16 protein-coding genes are annotated in these 16,669 nt (G+C 55.1%); 3 read left to right on the top strand and 13 right to left on the bottom strand.

Annotated elements, in window-relative coordinates; all coding sequences use genetic code 11:
• Nucleotides 1–422: 422 nt before the first annotated feature.
• Nucleotides 423–1,055, bottom strand: coding sequence for a DUF2913 family protein (locus ACMHXE_RS09425; protein WP_413732077.1), 633 nt, complete (start codon nucleotides 1,053–1,055; stop codon nucleotides 423–425).
• 295 nt (nucleotides 1,056–1,350) lie between these two features.
• Here ACMHXE_RS09425 and ACMHXE_RS09420 point away from each other — a divergent pair, with 295 nt between their 5' ends.
• Together ACMHXE_RS09420 and ACMHXE_RS09415 are read left to right on the top strand one after the other, a co-directional pair.
• The gene (locus ACMHXE_RS09420) at nucleotides 1,351–1,908 is read left to right on the top strand and encodes a DJ-1/PfpI family protein (protein WP_028781593.1); all 558 of its coding nucleotides are present in this window, start codon (nucleotides 1,351–1,353) and stop codon (nucleotides 1,906–1,908) included.
• Between the two features lie 76 nt (nucleotides 1,909–1,984).
• Entirely contained in the window at nucleotides 1,985–2,305 is a 321-nt protein-coding gene (locus ACMHXE_RS09415; RefSeq protein WP_054745756.1) for a ribbon-helix-helix domain-containing protein, read from the top strand.
• A gap of 94 nt (nucleotides 2,306–2,399) precedes the next feature.
• Here ACMHXE_RS09415 and ACMHXE_RS09410 read toward each other — a convergent pair whose 3' ends face one another.
• From ACMHXE_RS09410 to leuS, 12 genes are all read right to left on the bottom strand, one after another.
• Entirely contained in the window at nucleotides 2,400–3,701 is a 1,302-nt protein-coding gene (locus ACMHXE_RS09410) for a DEAD/DEAH box helicase (RefSeq protein ID WP_039034330.1), read from the bottom strand.
• Nucleotides 3,702–3,973: 272 nt separating this feature from the next.
• Nucleotides 3,974–5,155, bottom strand: coding sequence for a serine hydrolase (locus tag ACMHXE_RS09405; protein ID WP_101055801.1), 1,182 nt, complete (start codon nucleotides 5,153–5,155; stop codon nucleotides 3,974–3,976).
• Between the two features lie 128 nt (nucleotides 5,156–5,283).
• Nucleotides 5,284–6,075, bottom strand: a complete 792-nt coding sequence (locus tag ACMHXE_RS09400; RefSeq protein ID WP_413732075.1) for a septal ring lytic transglycosylase RlpA family protein — start codon at nucleotides 6,073–6,075, stop codon at nucleotides 5,284–5,286.
• Nucleotides 6,062–7,057 carry a lytic murein transglycosylase B gene (gene mltB / locus ACMHXE_RS09395; RefSeq protein WP_412501893.1) on the bottom strand — a complete coding sequence of 332 codons (996 nt, stop codon included), beginning with the start codon at nucleotides 7,055–7,057 and terminating at the stop codon, nucleotides 6,062–6,064. The genes ACMHXE_RS09400 and mltB overlap by 14 nt, the downstream gene beginning before the upstream one ends.
• Nucleotides 7,058–7,068: 11 nt before the next feature.
• Nucleotides 7,069–8,172: a rod shape-determining protein RodA gene (gene rodA, locus ACMHXE_RS09390; RefSeq protein WP_101055798.1), complete on the bottom strand. Its 1,104-nt coding sequence runs from the start codon at nucleotides 8,170–8,172 to the stop codon at nucleotides 7,069–7,071.
• Nucleotides 8,156–10,000: a penicillin-binding protein 2 gene (gene mrdA / locus ACMHXE_RS09385; RefSeq protein WP_373296846.1), complete on the bottom strand. Its 1,845-nt coding sequence runs from the start codon at nucleotides 9,998–10,000 to the stop codon at nucleotides 8,156–8,158. Before mrdA ends, rodA begins: the two co-directional genes overlap by 17 nt.
• 87 nt (nucleotides 10,001–10,087) lie before the next feature.
• Nucleotides 10,088–10,558 carry a 23S rRNA (pseudouridine(1915)-N(3))-methyltransferase RlmH gene (rlmH, locus tag ACMHXE_RS09380; RefSeq protein ID WP_039034324.1) on the bottom strand — a complete coding sequence of 157 codons (471 nt, stop codon included), beginning with the start codon at nucleotides 10,556–10,558 and terminating at the stop codon, nucleotides 10,088–10,090.
• Entirely contained in the window at nucleotides 10,558–10,887 is a 330-nt protein-coding gene (gene rsfS, locus ACMHXE_RS09375; protein WP_025011675.1) for a ribosome silencing factor, read from the bottom strand. Before rsfS ends, rlmH begins: the two co-directional genes overlap by 1 nt.
• Nucleotides 10,888–10,978: 91 nt before the next feature.
• Nucleotides 10,979–11,671, bottom strand: coding sequence for a nicotinate-nucleotide adenylyltransferase (nadD, locus tag ACMHXE_RS09370; RefSeq protein WP_226564718.1), 693 nt, complete (start codon nucleotides 11,669–11,671; stop codon nucleotides 10,979–10,981).
• 9 nt (nucleotides 11,672–11,680) lie between these two features.
• Nucleotides 11,681–12,712 carry a DNA polymerase III subunit delta gene (gene holA / locus ACMHXE_RS09365; protein ID WP_412496441.1) on the bottom strand — a complete coding sequence of 344 codons (1,032 nt, stop codon included), beginning with the start codon at nucleotides 12,710–12,712 and terminating at the stop codon, nucleotides 11,681–11,683.
• Nucleotides 12,712–13,221, bottom strand: a complete 510-nt coding sequence (lptE, locus tag ACMHXE_RS09360) for an LPS assembly lipoprotein LptE (RefSeq protein WP_071237165.1) — start codon at nucleotides 13,219–13,221, stop codon at nucleotides 12,712–12,714. The genes holA and lptE overlap by 1 nt, the downstream gene beginning before the upstream one ends.
• A 17-nt stretch (nucleotides 13,222–13,238) precedes the next feature.
• The gene (leuS, locus tag ACMHXE_RS09355) at nucleotides 13,239–15,830 is read right to left on the bottom strand and encodes a leucine--tRNA ligase (protein WP_412501890.1); all 2,592 of its coding nucleotides are present in this window, start codon (nucleotides 15,828–15,830) and stop codon (nucleotides 13,239–13,241) included.
• A gap of 122 nt (nucleotides 15,831–15,952) precedes the next feature.
• Here leuS and ACMHXE_RS09350 point away from each other — a divergent pair, with 122 nt between their 5' ends.
• Nucleotides 15,953–16,453 carry a zinc ribbon-containing protein gene (locus tag ACMHXE_RS09350; protein ID WP_071477041.1) on the top strand — a complete coding sequence of 167 codons (501 nt, stop codon included), beginning with the start codon at nucleotides 15,953–15,955 and terminating at the stop codon, nucleotides 16,451–16,453.
• Nucleotides 16,454–16,669: the final 216 nt, after the last annotated feature.

Genomic DNA, 16,669 nt, shown 5'->3' with positions numbered 1-16,669 from the left:
TTGGATCTCCCTTGCCGCCCCACACGGTGTCGAAAGCCCCTCGGCCTAATGGCGCAAATAACTATCGCTTCAGACGCTCATCCCTGATTCGACTGTCGCTGCTTCGGCATCCATGCCTCAGCCACGTTATTTGCGCCAACGGCTTTCGGCGACACTGAGGGGGAATTGGTGCAAGTCTTCCCACACAGAGTCGTATTCAGCTACAGACATACGCCTATTTTCCAGGCACAGGTGGAACTGTGACCTTCCGAGCCAGGGATGGCGAGGCAGAGCTAACAGGGACGTACTCGCAGCGAGTCATAGGGGCGCCTGTGCATAAGCCTGCGGCAGGCAATGGGCTGGAAGCCCAATCAATGTTATTTGGCTCTTGCGGTGAGAGTGTTCGCCAGTGCCATTTCCAAGGTCATTTCCGATGCTGAAAGTTAAGCCTTGAGCAATGCCAATGCGGGCTGTTGGTTATCAGGATAGAGTCGATAAGCCTTATGGTGCTTGATGCAACTGGCTTTCTTATCCCCCTGGCTGAATAGAAGCGCATGTTTGACAGCAAACTGGGCAATCAACTGCTCGTCGGCGCGGATGTAAAGGGTGATGGGTTTGATCAATTTGCCATCGAGCAGATGCTGCTGATGCTGCTCGGTGGAGATCACCAAGCTGTTTTGCCCCTGGCTGTCTAATTTGAGTTTACCGCTTACTTCACAGTTGAGGATGACGAGCCAGCCTTCGGCTTGGAGCTCGGCAATCAGGTTCTGGAGCGATTGCCCCACTGCGGCATTATTGATGGCTGGCAGATACTGCGCCTGGATACGTTGAAGCACCTCGGGTAACTTGGCACCGGCCCCCAGGCTTCGGCCCTCTCTTATCCAGCGAGTGAGATCTTCTGCCACTAACTTTGAGAAACGTTTCTCTTTTAGTGACTGCACCATCCAGTTGCAGAGGAAATGACTTTCCGCTGCCGGGGTCTTGATGCTGCCGGCGGCATGGTTACGTTCCGCCAAAGCAGCGAGGCCGGCTTGGGTTAATGCCAGCAAGGCCTGATTGTAGCTTTGTTCTGTCATTGTTTTTCCGCGTGTAAGAGATATGGATCGCGCGCTGAGTATACCCTATGCTGCAGTTATCAATATCAGGTAGACAAAGAAAAACCACCACAATGGTTATCAGTAAGACAGTTATCCGATCTGTCTTCGCAGCTATCTTACTGTAAATTTTTCAATCTCAAGGATATCTCTTGTCTGCCGGGCAACTGGGTTGTTTAATGAACAGAGTGAGGTAGTAGCCGGTTGTTACCTCTGCCTCTATGGGCTTGGTTAAGATGAATCTGATGGTGAGTCGATGGAATAACAGGAGAAGACAATGGCTAACGTATTGATCCTTGCCGGTGATTATGTGGAAGACTATGAAATTATGGTGCCGTTTCAGGCGCTGCAGATGGTGGGCCATAAGGTGACTGCCGTGTGCCCTGAAAAAGAGGCCGGTGATACTGTCAGGACGGCTATTCATGATTTTGAAGGCGATCAAACCTACAGTGAAAAACCTGGGCACAATTTCGTTCTCAACGGTGACTTTGAACAGATAAGTGCCGATGACTTTGATGCGCTGCTGATCCCCGGCGGCCGAGCACCTGAGTATCTGCGCCTCTATGATGAAGTGCTTGAGCTGGTGAGGGCTTTTGCCAAGGCGGATAAGCCGATTGCCGCCGTCTGCCATGGGGCGCAACTGCTGACCGCCGCAGGAGTGGTGCAGGGCAAGAAGGTATCGGCTTATCCCGCCTGTGCCCCCGAAGTACGCCAAGCCGGTGGTGAATATGCCGATATCGAGGTGACAGAAGCGATTACTGACGGCAAGTTGGTTACAGCGCCGGCTTGGCCTGCCCATCCTCAGTGGTTGGCGCAGTTCCATGCCTTGCTCTGAATTCCACTGCCCAGGGCCTTGTCCGCTCTGACGGAAAAGGTCATCTAAACGGGTCTTTCACTTGGCCGGAGATGCTATGTGTGAAATCTATTCCGGGGCGGCTCCCGCCTTGTTTGAGTTGAAAACCCGCTCGGTGCGTTTGGGTGGCGTCGTCACCAGTATTCGCCTGGAAGCGATTTTTTGGCAGTTGCTGGAGGATATCGCTGCCGAGGCGGGGTTGAGTCTCGGTGAGTGCCTCAGCCGTATCCACCAAGAGGCCTGCTGCAAGGAAGGGCGAGTCAGCAATTTTGCATCCTTGCTGCGGGTGGCTTGCACCACCTATCTCAATCGCGGTGAGCGCTTGTCTCTTAGGGGAGCAAGCTTTGCCGCTGAGAATGCAAGTGTTTCCAGCCAGTGATAAATCCAGCTAAAACTCAACTAGCCAAAAGCCGCGCAGTGCGCGGCTTTTTAATGGTTCAACATAGGAGCAAAAGCCCGTTAAGCGGGGCGGCTCATTTGAGCTTCTTGGGCTTGATGCCGCTGGAGCCGACTTTAACCTTAACTCTGCGGCCGGACATGCTCTTTTCCGCTGCGACCTGCTCCGAGGCGCTGCTGGCGCCCGGCTTTTTCTTGGCGAAGCTGCGGCGCTTTTGCAGTTGCTTGAGCAGGAGATCGCGATTACTCACTTCATAGCCTGGCATCATGATGCGCTTGAGTTTTTGGCCGATCAGTTTTTCGATGTCGGCCAGAGTGCGCTCTTCTTCGCGGCTGACAAAAGAGATGGCGACCCCCGTCTTGCCGGCACGGCCGGTGCGACCGATACGGTGCACATAGTCTTCTGCCAGGAAGGGCAGATCGTAATTGACCACATACTCGAGATCCGGAATATCCAGGCCGCGGGCGGCCACTTCGGTGGATACCAACACCCGTACCTTGCCTTCCTTGAATTCTCTGAGCGCCCGGCGGCGGCTGCCCTGGGCTTTTTCACTGTGCACTACGGCACTGGCGATACCGTCGAGATTCAGCTCCTTGACCAGATGATCCGCATCTTCACGGGTGGCGGTAAACACCAGCACCTGCTGCCAGTTCTTGCGCCCGATAAGCTCAGACAGGAGTTCACGCTTGCGGCGCTGCTCTACCGGGTAGACCACCTGGCTGACGGTCACCGCTGTGGTGTTCTGGCGGTCGGCCGTGATGACCTTGGGCTTGTTCATTATCTCATCGGCCAGGCGCCTTACCGCGCCAGAGAAGGTGGCCGAGAACATCAGATTTTGCCGCTGCTTGGCGGCGCTCTGAAGTATTTTGTTGATATCGTTGATAAAGCCCATATCCAGCATACGGTCTGCTTCATCCAATACCAGCACTTCCAGCGAGCCCAGACTCAGGTTACCGGCCAGTAGTTGTTCCAGCAAACGCCCCGGAGTGGCCACCACTATGTCGGCGCCTTGTTTGAGCTTGTTGACCTGAGATGCCGACTTGACGCCGCCAAACAGGGTGGCCACCGACAACTGCAGGTATTTGCCGTATTGGCGGGCATTGTCGGCAACCTGGGACACCAGCTCACGGGTCGGTGCCAGGATCAGGGCCCGGATATTGCCGGGTTTGAGTTCGAGCGGGTTATCCTGCAGGCGCTGCAAAATAGGCAGCACAAAGGCGGCTGTCTTGCCTGTGCCCGTCTGGGCGCTGGCCAGTACGTCCTGACCACGGCGAACCGCAGGGATGGCCTGTCTCTGAATCGGTGTCATGCTCTCATAACCGCACTCTTTGAGCGCACGGAGTATTTCGGGGGCAAAACTGTAAGATTCAAACTTCATCTCGATATTCCTGTATTCAACCGCTTGGCGTGTGTCTTAGCTGTTTCGGGTGTCGGCGGCCCAAATGCCGGAAGCTCAGGCCTGAGTAAACGCCAAGTGCCGGGATAACCCGGGCGGGCGCGGAGTATAGCAAAAAAATCCATCAAGGCCCGCTCATTTCTGCTTTATTCTTGCGCTGCAAGGATAAATGACCTTAGGCATTGCGGATATCACTGTTTTGGGCAGATACAAGAATGCCGCCCGCAGGCGGCATTCTCTCACTATTTATCGGCTTAGTTGAACCAGCCGGCAAACATCTGCTTGAAGTAGTCCATCAGCTTGCTGAACCAGCTGCCTTCGTTGACTTCTTCCAATGTCACCAGTGGGAACTGAGCAATGTCTTTACCGTCGAGTTGGAAGTATACCCGGCCGACGACTTCACCCTTGGCCAGCGGTGCGGTCAGCTCTTTGGTCAGTTCGAAGTTGGCTTGCAGGTTTTTAGCCTGGCCCCGGTTGATGGTCACAGGAGTGTCAGTGGTTACACCCAAGTCCACTGTGTCACGGTCGCCGTACCAGATCTTCTGGGTGACAAAGCTGTCACCGGCCTTGTAAGGGGTGATGGTTTCAAAGAAACGGAAGCCATAGTTGAGCAGTTTCTTGCTCTCGGCCTTACGGGCGGCTTCACTCTTGGTGCCCATGACCACGGCAATCAGGCGCATGCCGTCTTTGGTGGCTGAGGATACCAGGTTATAGCCGGCACCCGAGGTGTGGCCTGTCTTGATACCGTCGACATTGAGGCTGTTATCCCACAAGAGGCCGTTACGGTTGTACTGCTTGATTCCGTTGTAGGTAAAAGACTTTTCCTTATAGATATCGTATTCGTCGGGTACATCACGGATGAGGGCCGCGCCCAGCAGCGCCATATCATAGGCGGTGGACTTGTGGTTGTCCGAATCCAGGCCGTGGGAGTTTTCAAAGTAGCTGTCACGCATGCCCAGCTGCTTGGCCCAGGAGTTCATCAGATCGACGAAAGCGCCTTCGGTTCCGGCAATGTGCTCGGCCATGGCGACACAGGCATCGTTACCGGATTGGATGATGATACCTCGGTTCAGATCCGAGACTTTAACCGTCTTGCCGACTTCGATAAACATCTTGGAGGAGTCGGGGAAGTTCTTCGACCAGGCGTTCTTGCTGATGGTCACATCGTCATCGGCAGAGACGTTACCCGCCTTGATCTCCTGACCTATGACATAGCTGGTCATCATCTTGGTCAGGCTGGCTGGGTTGAGGCTTTCATAGGCGTTATTTTCCGCCAGTAAGCGCCCTGAGTTGTAATCCATCAAGACATAGGCCTTGGCGGCAACATCCGGTGCATCTGGGACGACTATCGGGGCATTGTTGGCCTGTGCGGCGGAAACTGAGGCACAGGCGAACAACAGAAAGGCTTTCGCGGGACTTTTTACAAAATTCATCATTACCTGAATACGTCTTCTGGTTGGAGTCGGAAAATATGCTGAAATTCGCAGCGAGTATAACATTAGTCGACCGGAAATTTCAGTTAAGGTTCCTTAATTAGTTAAAAATATGGTGGAATTTTGAACGCTTATGATTTTGGTTCAGTCACCATATAGCTGCCCGGGAAGCCTTCCTGCTTCAGCTTTTCCAGCAATTTGGCGGCAATACCTTCATGGCTGACCGGCCCGAGTTGCAGCCTGTATACCGGCTTGGCATCTGTGATTCGGCTCTTGACCTGGTATTTGGCTTCAAGTGTGGATGCCAACTCGAGCAGACGTTCGCGCGAGCCAGATGCCATCACCTGTACATAGTGCAGATTATCGCTGCGAAGTTCGGCCATGGTCTGGCTCTCTTCACTGTCCTCAAACAGGACTTCCAGCCTCACCCTGGCGGTGCCTGTCTTCAGCATGTCCAGTCGGTACGCCGCGGCGTAGGATAGATCTATCACCCGGTCGGGGTGAAAAGGGCCACGGTCATTGACCCTGACCACCGCGCTCTTGTTGTTGGCCAGGTTGGTGACCCGGACATAACTGGGCAGTGGCAATGTCTTGTGCGCCGCCGACATGGAGTACATGTCATAGGTTTCACCGTTGGAGGTCAGATGGCCGTGAAACTTGGCGCCATACCAGGATGCCAGCCCTTCGGCCTTGTAACCTCTGCCGGATGGCATCACCTGATAAGATTTTCCTCTGACCTGGTAATCCCTGTTGCCCTGTTTGCTGTAGGGCTCGAACCTGGGGTGGGCATCTTCCACCTTGGAGACATCCGGGGCATCGGCCGGAGGCCTATCATCTTTCATGGTGTAACGGCCCGAGTTGCCGGCACAGGCGGCCAGCAGAATCGAAGCCGTCAGCGGCAGCAATAGTTTAAGTCTTGTCATGGTGGGCTTTGAGTTGTTCACTGAATTGATAAACCGCCATGGCGTACAGCGGGCTGCGATTGTAACGGGTGATCACATAGAAGTTGTTCAGCCCCAGCCAATAGTCTTTGGCATCGGCCTGTTCCAACTCGATAAGAAGCGCTTTTTGGCTGGCATCCAGATCCCGGTTTTCCTTCAGTGCCACCTCGGGAGAGAGGATATCGGCCACTTGGTAATTGAGCTTTTCTCCCTTCCAGACCTTGGCCTTGGGCGTGGCCGTGGTGCTCAGCTCCAGCGCCACCGGCTCACCGGCTTTCCAGCCGTGACGGTGAAAATAGTTGGCTACTGAACCTATGGCATCGTCGACACTGCCCAGCAGATCCCGCTTGCCGTCACCGTCAAAGTCGACCGCGTAGGCCAGATAGCTTGAGGGAATAAACTGGCCATAGCCCATAGCACCGGCGTAGGAGCCCAGGAGGGTTTCCTTATCGAGTTGCTCCTCTTTAAGCAGCGTCATCAGTCTGGCAAACTCGCCGCGAAAGAAAGTCGCCCGTGGCGGGTAGTAGAACCCCAGGGTATAGAGGGCATCGATCACAGGGTACTTGCCCATGTAACCGCCGTAGAAGGTTTCAATACCGATAATGGCGACTATGATTTGCGGATCCACGCCGTAGGTCTTGGCGGCGCGCGCTATGCTCTGTTCGTGCTGTTGCCAGAAACTCAGCCCGGCTTCGAGGCGCTTTTCGGTCAGAAAAATGGGGTAGTACTGATGCCAGGGTTTAGCCTCCCAAGGGCTGGAAATTGCGTCCAATACCGCCTGGTTTTTTTGGGCCGAGGCGAGAAAGCTTTCGACTTCTTGCTGGCTAAAGCCTTGGCTTTGTTGCTGTTTGATAAAATCCTGTTTGAGCTGCTCGGAAGTGGGCACCTCGGCGGTGGCACAGGCGCTGAGGTTGAGACTCAGCAGCAGGCCCAGTGGGGCGAGCAGCTTTTTGAATGTCGGCATCTAAGGCGTTCCTATCTGTCGATGAAGCGTCTATGGGTGTGAATACTCATTAGAATGCCAAAAGCGGCCATCAATGTCAGCATAGAGGTGCCGCCATAACTTATCAGCGGCAGCGGGACTCCCACCACGGGTAAAATACCGGACACCATGCCGATATTCACAAACACATAAACGAAGAAGGTGAGTGTCAGCGAGCCGGCCAGCAAGCGGGCAAAACTGGTTTGGGCTCTGGAGGCGATCACCAGGCCGCGGCCGATCACATAGAGATAGAGCGCCAACAGCAGCAAACTGCCGATGAGGCCAAACTCCTCGCCGATCACGGCGAAGATAAAGTCGGTATGACGCTCCGGCAAAAACTCCAGTTGCGACTGAGTACCATCGAGCCAGCCCTTGCCCCAGAGTCCGCCTGAACCTATGGCAATTTTGGACTGAATGATGTGGTAGCCGGTACCGAGTGGATCGGCCTCGGGATCCAGCAAGGTCATCACCCGATTGCGCTGGTAGTCGTGCATCAAAAAGAACCATAGAATCGGCAGCAGCGCCAACACGGCGGCGATAAAACCGCCGACAATGGCCCAGCTCATGCCGGAGAGAAACAGTACAAAAATCCCCGAAGCGGCCACTAGAATTGAGGTGCCGAGATCCGGCTGTTTGGCGATAAGCAGAGTAGGGATCAGCAAAATCACCCCGGCACCGGCCAGATAACGCTTCTTCGGCGGCAAAGGAAACTTGGAGATAAACCAGGCCATGGTGATCGGGAAGGCCAGTTTCATCAGTTCAGACGGCTGAAACTCCATAAAGCCCAGGTTGAGCCAGCGTTGGGCGCCCTTGTTGATCTCACCGAAGAAATGTACCCCCAGCAGCAGCGCGACCCCGGCAATATAGATGGGCAGTGCCCAGCGGCGAAATACCTCGGGGTTAATCTGGGCAAGAATCAGCATGAGTCCGAGAGACAACCCCATGCGGAACAGCTGCCGCTCCATCATGGCCAGGTCTTCGCCGCTGGCAGAATAGATGACGAACAGGCCAAAGCCCATCAGGCCCAGGATGCCGAGCAGCAACGGCAGATCGATATGCATCTTCTGCCAGATATTGGGTTTACGGCTGTGGCTCATGTTTCAACTCCCAGGTATCCCGTAGCAGATATTCGTCCAGCATGGCCCGGGCAACCGGCCCGGCGTTGGCGCCGCCCCAACCGGCGTTTTCCAGTACCACCGCCAGCACTATTTTCGGATTTTCGTAGGGGGCATAGGCAATGATCAGCGCGTTGTCGCGCAGATGCTCGTCAATGGTGTCCGCATCATACTTCTCATCTTCGGCAACGCTGAAGACCTGGGCGGTACCTGTCTTCATCGCTGCGGTATAACTGGCATCAGTGAAGCGACTCTTCTGCGCGGTGCGGCGCATCGCCTCGTTGATGATCTCCCAGTTGTTTTTGTTTTTCAGCACTATCGGCGGCCTTTCATCTACCGGCGTCTCAATGCGGGCTGTGTTGTCCTTGATGGCCTTGAGTAGGTGCGGGGTAAAACGCTTGCCGCGGTTGGCCAAAATGGCTGTGGCATTGGCCAGTTGCAATGGCGTGGTGGTCCAGTAACCCTGGCCAATCCCGACCGAGATGGTGTCGCCTATGTACCAGGGTTGGTTGTACTTGAGGCGTTTCCAGTCTCTCGATGGCATTACCCCGGCAGACTCTTCGAAGATATCCACCCCGGTATTCTGACCGAAGCCGAATTGATCCATAAAGCCGGAAATCTTGTCGATGCCCACCTTGTAGGCCATGTCGTAATAAAAGGTATCGCAGGAGTTGACTATAGAGTCATAGACATCCACCCAGCCGTGGCCCCAGCGTTTCCAGTCGCGATATTTACGGTCGACCCCAGGGATCTGCCAAAAGCCGGGATCCCAGATGCGGGTCTTCTCGCTAATGGTTTGATCTTCCAGCCCCAGGAGTGCCAGATGTGGTTTGACCGTGGAGGCCGGAGCATATTGCCCTTGGGTTGCGCGGTTAATCAAGGGGCGCGAGCGGCTGTTGAGCAGCTCGCTGTAGGCCTTGGAACTGATCCCGTGCACAAACTGGTTCGGGTCATAGCTAGGGCTGGAGACCATGGCCAGAATACCGCCGTCTCTTGGGTCTATTGCCACGATTGAGCCGCGGCGGCCATCCAAGAGTTCAGTGGCTTTTTGCTGCAGCTGCAGATCCAGTGTCAGGTAGATATCCTGTCCTGGCTCGGGCTGGGTCACTTTGAGGGTGCGAACACTGCGCCCCAGGTTATTGACCTCTTCCTCCAAATGCCCGGGCAGGCCGTGGAGCAGGCTCTCATAGAATTTTTCTATCCCCTGTTTGCCTATGTCCTTGGTGGCGGCATAGTTCTTCCAACTGCCGGAGCGTTCCAGTGCGTCTCTGTCCTTGGAGTTGATTTTGCCGACATAGCCCAGCACATGGGTTAGCAGGCTGCTGTAGGGGTAGTGGCGTTTAAGACCGGCATCAACATAGAAACCATCGAACTTGTGTTGGTTAACACTGAATAGGGCCACCTCATCTTCCGTCAGCCGGGTCTTGAGCGGCAAGGGCTTGAAGCGACGGTGATATTTCAGTGACTCGGTGAAGCTGTCGCGCTCATCCTGACTGAGGTCGATAACGGTTGAGAGTTCATCCAGCGTCTGCTGCATGTTCTTCACCTTCTCCGGGATCACTTCCAGGGTGTAGAAGGGCAGGTTCTCTGCCAGCAGCTTGCCGTTGCGGTCATAGATCAGGCCGCGGCTGGGTGCCAGCGGTACCACTCGGATACGGTTATCATTGGAGCGGGTTTCGTAGTCTTTGAAAGACACCACCTGCAGATAGTAGAGGTTGCCGAGCAACAGGCTAAGCAAAGCGACCACGCAGACAAAGGTAAACAGCGCCCGGCGTTTGAACAGTGCCGCCTCGGCGGCGTGATCATGCATGGTTATTCGCTTTCTACGCGGCAATGGATTCTCTCCGGCTCAAACTGTTAATGCAAAGTCAGCTAATGCAAGTGGCTCTTGGGCGCCTTATTCCCTGTGGTAGGGATGATTGTTGTTGATGCTCCAGGCCCGGTAAAGACTCTCGGCCACCACGACTCTCACCAAGGGGTGGGGCAGGGTCAGGGCCGACAGACACCAGCTTTGGCTGGCGGCTTGTTTACAGGCGGGAGCCAAGCCTTCCGGGCCACCAATCAGCAGGCTGACATCCCGGCCATCGAGCTGCCATTTCTCCATGGCAGAGGCGAGTTCCGGAGTTGTCCAGTTCCTGCCCGGCAGATCCAGAGTGACGATATGGTTGCCCTTGGGGATCGCGGCCAACATGGCTTCGCCCTCTTTTTGCAGAATACGGGCGATATCGGCATTCTTGCCCCGCTTGCCGGCGGGAATTTCAACCAGCTCCAGCGCCATGTCCCTGGGGAAGCGGCGCTGGTACTCGGCGAAACCCTTGCTGACCCAGTCCGGCATTTTGGTGCCTACGGCGACGAGTTGCAGTTTCATCAGGCGTTGGCGTCAGACCAGAGTTTTTCCAACTGGTAATGTTCGCGGGTTTGCTCCTGCATCACATGCAGAATCACATCACCCAGATCCACCAGAACCCAGTCGCTGCTGTCGCGGCCTTCTACGCCCTGAGGTTGCATGCCGGCTTGCTTGGCTTCGGCAACCACATTTTCAGCAATGGCGCGAACATGGGTCTTGGATGTGCCTGAGCAGATAACCATAAAGTCGGTCACGTTGGACTTTTTGCTGACATCCAGCACGACTATGTCCCGAGCCTTGAGATCATCGACCTTGTCGACAACAAATTGTTTCAGTTCTGTGCCTTGCACGCTGAAGATCCTCTCATGTTTTTGATCAAGCGCAGTAGTATATCAGCGCTGGCGGGCAAGTCCCATAGCATTTATCGTCCATCCACCGCAGTTAACCGCCAAGATAGAGGCGGTTTGCGACTATATACTCGAGCACGGCTTTGGGCATGGCGGCGCGGCAGGCATTTATGTCTCCGGCAGCGATGGCGCGGCGAATGGCCGTGGAGGAGAAAGGCTGCGGCTTGACCGAGAGGCTGATGATTTTGCCGTATTGTGCTTTTTCAATGCCACCGCTACTGCCATTGCCATTTGCATCGTCACAGACTCTTGCCGCCAAGGCCTGGGTGACCGAGCAGCCTCTTTGGGCCAGTTCGGTTTGGATTTCGGCGTCCTTTGGCAGGTGCCAGTCCGGGCGCTGGCAAACCACCAGGTTACACAGAGAAAACAGCCGCTGCCATTGATGCCAGCTCGGCAGCGACAGCAAGGAATCTGTACCCATGATGAATTGAAATTCGGCGCCTGGGAAAGCCTGCTGCAGCGCTTCCAGCGTCGCGACGCTATAGGAGGGGGCATTGCGCTTGAGCTCGATATCGCAAATGTCCATATCGGGGAACTCGTCGCAGGCCAGTTTAAGCATGGCCAGGCGCTGCTCGCTGCTGGCGGTGGCCTTGGCCTTGTGCGGCGGAATATGGTTCGGCAGCAACCAGAGCTTATCCAGCTCTAGCCGGGCTTTGACTTCGGCTGCGGGTTTGAGGTGACCATAGTGAACTGGGTCGAAAGTACCGCCCATCAGCCCGATACGCATCCTGTCTCCTCAGTCGAACTCAATATGGCCAAGGTGGCGCGCCGCCTTGGGATCGAACAGCAAACACAGATGGGAAAGGCCGGTCCAGTTTTCCTGGCCTTGCTGTTTCAGTGCCAGCTCCAACTTGGAGGCGATAGCCAGCATGGACTCTATGGCTTCCAGGCTCAGCCGGGTGAGGGCGCCCTGATAGAGCGGCTTGCGCTTGTCCCAAATTCTATGCTTGCCGAACAGGCTATTGAGGCTCTCGCCCTGACTGCGGGCCGATTGCAGCGTCAGCAGCAAGGTCAGCTCCTTTTGCAGCGCCCAATGGATAATGGGCATGGCGGTTTCTTCGGCCTTGAGCTGGGCAAGGATATGTTGGGCCTTATCCTGTTGGTTGGCCAGCAGGGCATCGGTCAATTGGAATACGCTGAAGCGGGATTGGTCTTCGAAGTAGCGGCTCAGCTCTTCGCTGTCCACAGGACGGGCTCCGGCCAGCAGTTGCAGCAGTTGCATCGCCTGATCGGCCGCCAGCAGATTGCCTTCGTAGAGGGCATACAGCATGGCTCTGGCATCGTTTTTGAGATTGAGCCGATAGTATTGAATACGGCCGTCGAGCCAGCGCTGAAACTGAGCCCCTTCGGGGGTGGCGCAAGGAACATAAAGACCTTGACTGTCCAGGGTTTTGAACCATTTGCTGTTTTGCTGATCGCGGCCAAGCTTGGGGCCGTCGATGATAAGCAAGATATCCGGGTTTTGTTCGGCAATAAGGCTTTGCAGCATGGCGCCGCCATCTGCACCCGGCTTGGCCTGGGGCAGGTTGAGCTCTATGATTCTGCGACTGGCAAACAGGCTCATGGCGTGCCATTCGTTGGCGAGATCCTGCCAGTTGAAGTTGGCTTCCTGAGTCAGCTGTAACCTTTCTTCAAAGCCTTGGCTGCGGGCGGCAGCCAGGATTTGCCGCTTGCTGCTGTCCAGCAGATAGGGATCGTCGCCCAGCAGCAGGTAGCAGGATTTCAGCGGCGACAACTGCCGGTGTAACTGATCTGGATAGACCCGCATCAGTTCACCTCGATGGCGGCCAGAGTCTGGATGATGTTATCGGCGGCCTGAATGCGCATCTCTTTGACCAGCAACTCCATCTCCCGGCTCTTGGCCAGCGCGGTGCGGGGATCGTCGAGATAATCGCGGCGGATTTCCACATCGAAAGGTTGTGCTTCCTTGCCCGGCAGAGACACGGCAAAACGCACATGGTAGATGAGTTCATATTCGGCGACGTTGCCTGTGGGGTAGAGCGACAAGGTTGAGCGCTCCAGAGTGTCGCTCAGCAACACCAGCCGGGGAATGCCCTTGGCGGGTTCCTCTATGCCGACATTGTTGAGACGCAGGCGTTCACGCACCAGGCGGCTCAGCTCGCTGTATTTGTCGCTGCTCTCCAGGCTCAGCTTGCTGAGCTCGGGCGGAATGGAATAACTTCCCTGAAGTTGAAAGCCGCAACCGGCACTGGTGATAACGACCAGTGCCAGCAGGGCGAACATCAACTGCTTCACGCTTAAAGATAGTTTCAGCATGGATGTCCTGTTTTTTCTCAGTTGGCGACTATGTTCAGCAGTTTACCGGGAACATAGATCACCTTGCGGATGGTCTTGCCTTCGGTGTGCTTCATCACCTGCTCATCGGCCAGACCCAGGGCTTCGACCTCTTCCTTGGCAGCATCGGCTGCCACAGTGATCTTGGCTCTGAGCTTACCGTTGACCTGCACCACGATAAGCTTGCTGTCTTCGACCAGTGCAGATTCGTCGGTTTCAGGCCAACTGGCTGACTCGATATCGCCTTCCATGCCCAGCTCCTGCCACAGGTTGAAGCTCAGGTGTGGGGTGATGGGGTACAAGAGACGCACAATGGCCGACAGGGCTTCGGCCATCAGGGCTCTGTCCTGCTCGGTTTCCTGTGGAGCCTTTTGCAGCGCATTCATCAGTTCCATCACAGCAGCAATGGCGGTGTTGAACATCTGACGGCGGCCGATATCGTCGGTCACCTTGGCGATGGTCTTGTGCAGTTCGCGGCGCAGCGCTTTCTGCTCGCCGGTCAGTGCCACGATATCCAGCGCTGGAGCCGCGCCCTTGGATATATGGTCGTGGGCCAGTTTCCACAGACGCTTGATAAAGCGGTGGGCACCCTCCACGCCTGACTCCTGCCATTCCAATGTCAGCTCCGGTGGTGCGGCAAACATCATGAACAGTCGCACAGTATCTGCGCCGTACTTCTCCACCATCACTTGCGGGTCGATGCCGTTGTTCTTCGACTTGGACATCTTGCTCATGCCGGTGTAAGTCAGTTCATGGCCTTCGCTGTCCACCGCCTTGAGGATCCGACCCTTGTCGTCTTTCTCAACCACGGTCACTTCCAATGGCGATACCCAAACGCGGGCGCCTTTCTCGTTGCTGTAGTAGAAGGCATCGGCCAGTACCATGCCTTGAGTCAACAGACGCTTGGCAGGTTCATTGGAGTTAACCAAACCGGCATCACGCAACAGTTTGTGGAAGAAACGGAAGTACAACAGGTGCATACAGGCGTGTTCGATACCGCCTATGTATTGATCTACCGGCAGCCAGTAGTCGGCCTTGGCTGGATCCAGCATCTGATCTGCCTTGGGCGAGCAGTAGCGGGCATAGTACCAGCTGGACTCCATAAAGGTGTCGAAGGTGTCGGTTTCGCGCAGGGCATTTTGGCCGTTGACTGTGGTTTTGGCCCACTCTTTGTCGGCCTTGATTGGGCTTTGGACCCCATCCATGACCACGTCTTCCGGCAGAATGACCGGCAGTTGTTCTTCAGGTGTCGGCATCACAGTGCCGTCTTCCAGAGTCACCATAGGGATAGGTGCGCCCCAGTAGCGCTGGCGGCTGACGCCCCAGTCGCGCAGACGGAAATTAACCTGGCGCTTGCCTTTGCCTTCGGCACTCAGCTTGTCGGCGATGGCGTTGAAGGCGGCTTCAAAGTCCAGACCATCCAGCTCTGGAAATGAGTCACCTGAGTTGAACAGTATGCCTTTTTCAGTGTAAGCGGCTTCAGAGATATCCAGCTCGCCATCGGCAGGCTTAATCACGCCTTTGATAGCCAGGCCATACTTGGTGGCGAACTCATAGTCACGCTGGTCGTGGCCGGGAACCGACATCACGGCGCCGGTACCATAGTTCATCAGGACAAAGTTGGCGGCCCAAACCGGGACTTCTTCGCCTGTCAGCGGGTGGATTGCCTTGAGGCCGGTATCGACACCTTTTTTCTCCATGGTGGCCAGCTCGGCCTCGGAGGCGGTGCTCTGCTTGCACTCTTCAACAAAGGCTGCCAGCGCCGGGTTGTTGGCGGCGGCTTTCTCGGCCAGCGGGTGACCGGCGGCAATGGCCACATAGGTCACGCCCATCACAGTATCCGGGCGTGTGGTGTAGATGTCGAAGCTATCGTCGGAACCGGCCACCTTGAAGGTCATCTCGACCCCTTCGGAGCGACCAATCCAGTTACGCTGCATGGTCTTGACCTGCTCAGGCCAACCTTCGAGGGTATCGATATCATTCAGCAGCTCTTCGGCGTACTGAGTGATCTTGATAAACCACTGAGGGATCTCTTTCTGCTCAACCACAGTGTCGCAGCGCCAGCAGCAACCATCGATAACCTGTTCGTTGGCCAGTACAGTCTGGTCATTGGGGCACCAGTTGACCGAAGAGGTCTTCTTGTACACCAAGCCTTTTTCATACAGTTTGGTGAAGAACCACTGTTCCCAGCGATAGTATTCCGGGGTACAGGTGGCAATTTCACGGCTCCAGTCGTAGCCAAAACCCAGCATTTTCAGCTGGTTCTTCATGTAATCTATGTTTTCATAGGTCCAAGGCGCCGGCGCAGTAGCGTTCTTGATCGCGGCATTTTCTGCCGGTAGACCGAAGGCATCCCAGCCGATGGGCTGAAGCACATTTTTACCCTGCAGACGCTGGAAACGGGAAACTACGTCACCTATGGTGTAGTTACGCACGTGTCCCATATGCAGCCGACCTGAAGGATAGGGGAACATAGAGAGGCAGTAGAACTTCTCTTTACTCGGATCTTCGGTGACTTCAAAAGTTTTCTTTTCTGCCCAGTGCGTTTGCACTTTGGCTTCGATTTCTGAGGGATTATATTGCTCTTGCATCAGGTTTTTCGGCAATGCCGCCCATTATTTTGACATGCGCGCTATACTGCGCCGTTTAGATCTGCATAGAATAAACCAGAAGTGAGTCATTAAGAAAGGTTCGTCTTAAAGGAGTATTGGCCATGAGTGAGAGAAGTACGGAGTTACTGGCGCTGTATCAGGCCTTGATTGACAGAGTCAAACAACAGTATGACCAAGATAACTCATTGACAGTGAAGAGCTTATTTAATTCTATCAAGGAAGGGAAAGAGTATTTGGCTATCAAGCAGCAGGCCGGTGAGGCCGAGCTGTCTCTGGTCGAGGAATTCCTCAAGCGGGATATCGCCAGCTATATTCAGAGCCAAACGGAAGATGACATCAGTTACAGCCCCACTATGCTGACGCTGGAAAACACCCTCTGGCACTGGCTGGGCGAAATCAGCGACCGCAGCCAGGTGGAGTGGCACGAACTGGCCCATGAGTTCAAACACCATGGTTATTATCAGAGCGGCGATATCGTCAGTCAGGGCAAAATGGTCTGCAGCAACTGCGGCCATGAGATGGACTTTGAGTTCCCCGGCGTTATTCCCGACTGCCCCGAGTGTGACCACTCGGAATTTACCCGTGAAGCGCTGGCGCCCTGAGTTGCCATCATCCAGATTCTGAATGGACGAGGCCCGGAGTTGAAAACTCGTAAAAAGGGATCGTGTTGTGAGAGCTGGGTTTGAGTAAGAAAAGTGCAAATTAACAAGCCCGGCTTTGGCTGCAATGTAGATCAGATAAGGATCGGTTGACCGATCCTTCTGATGAGAGACAATCGGAAACCTGTTTGTAGGTTTCCGATTTTTTATGTCTATTCA

It is taken from the genome of Shewanella sp. BJSY2023SW007, assembly GCF_047314525.1.
GTDB classification, from domain to species: domain Bacteria; phylum Pseudomonadota; class Gammaproteobacteria; order Enterobacterales; family Shewanellaceae; genus Shewanella; species Shewanella chilikensis.
This window is presented reverse-complemented; position numbering and strand designations above follow the sequence as displayed.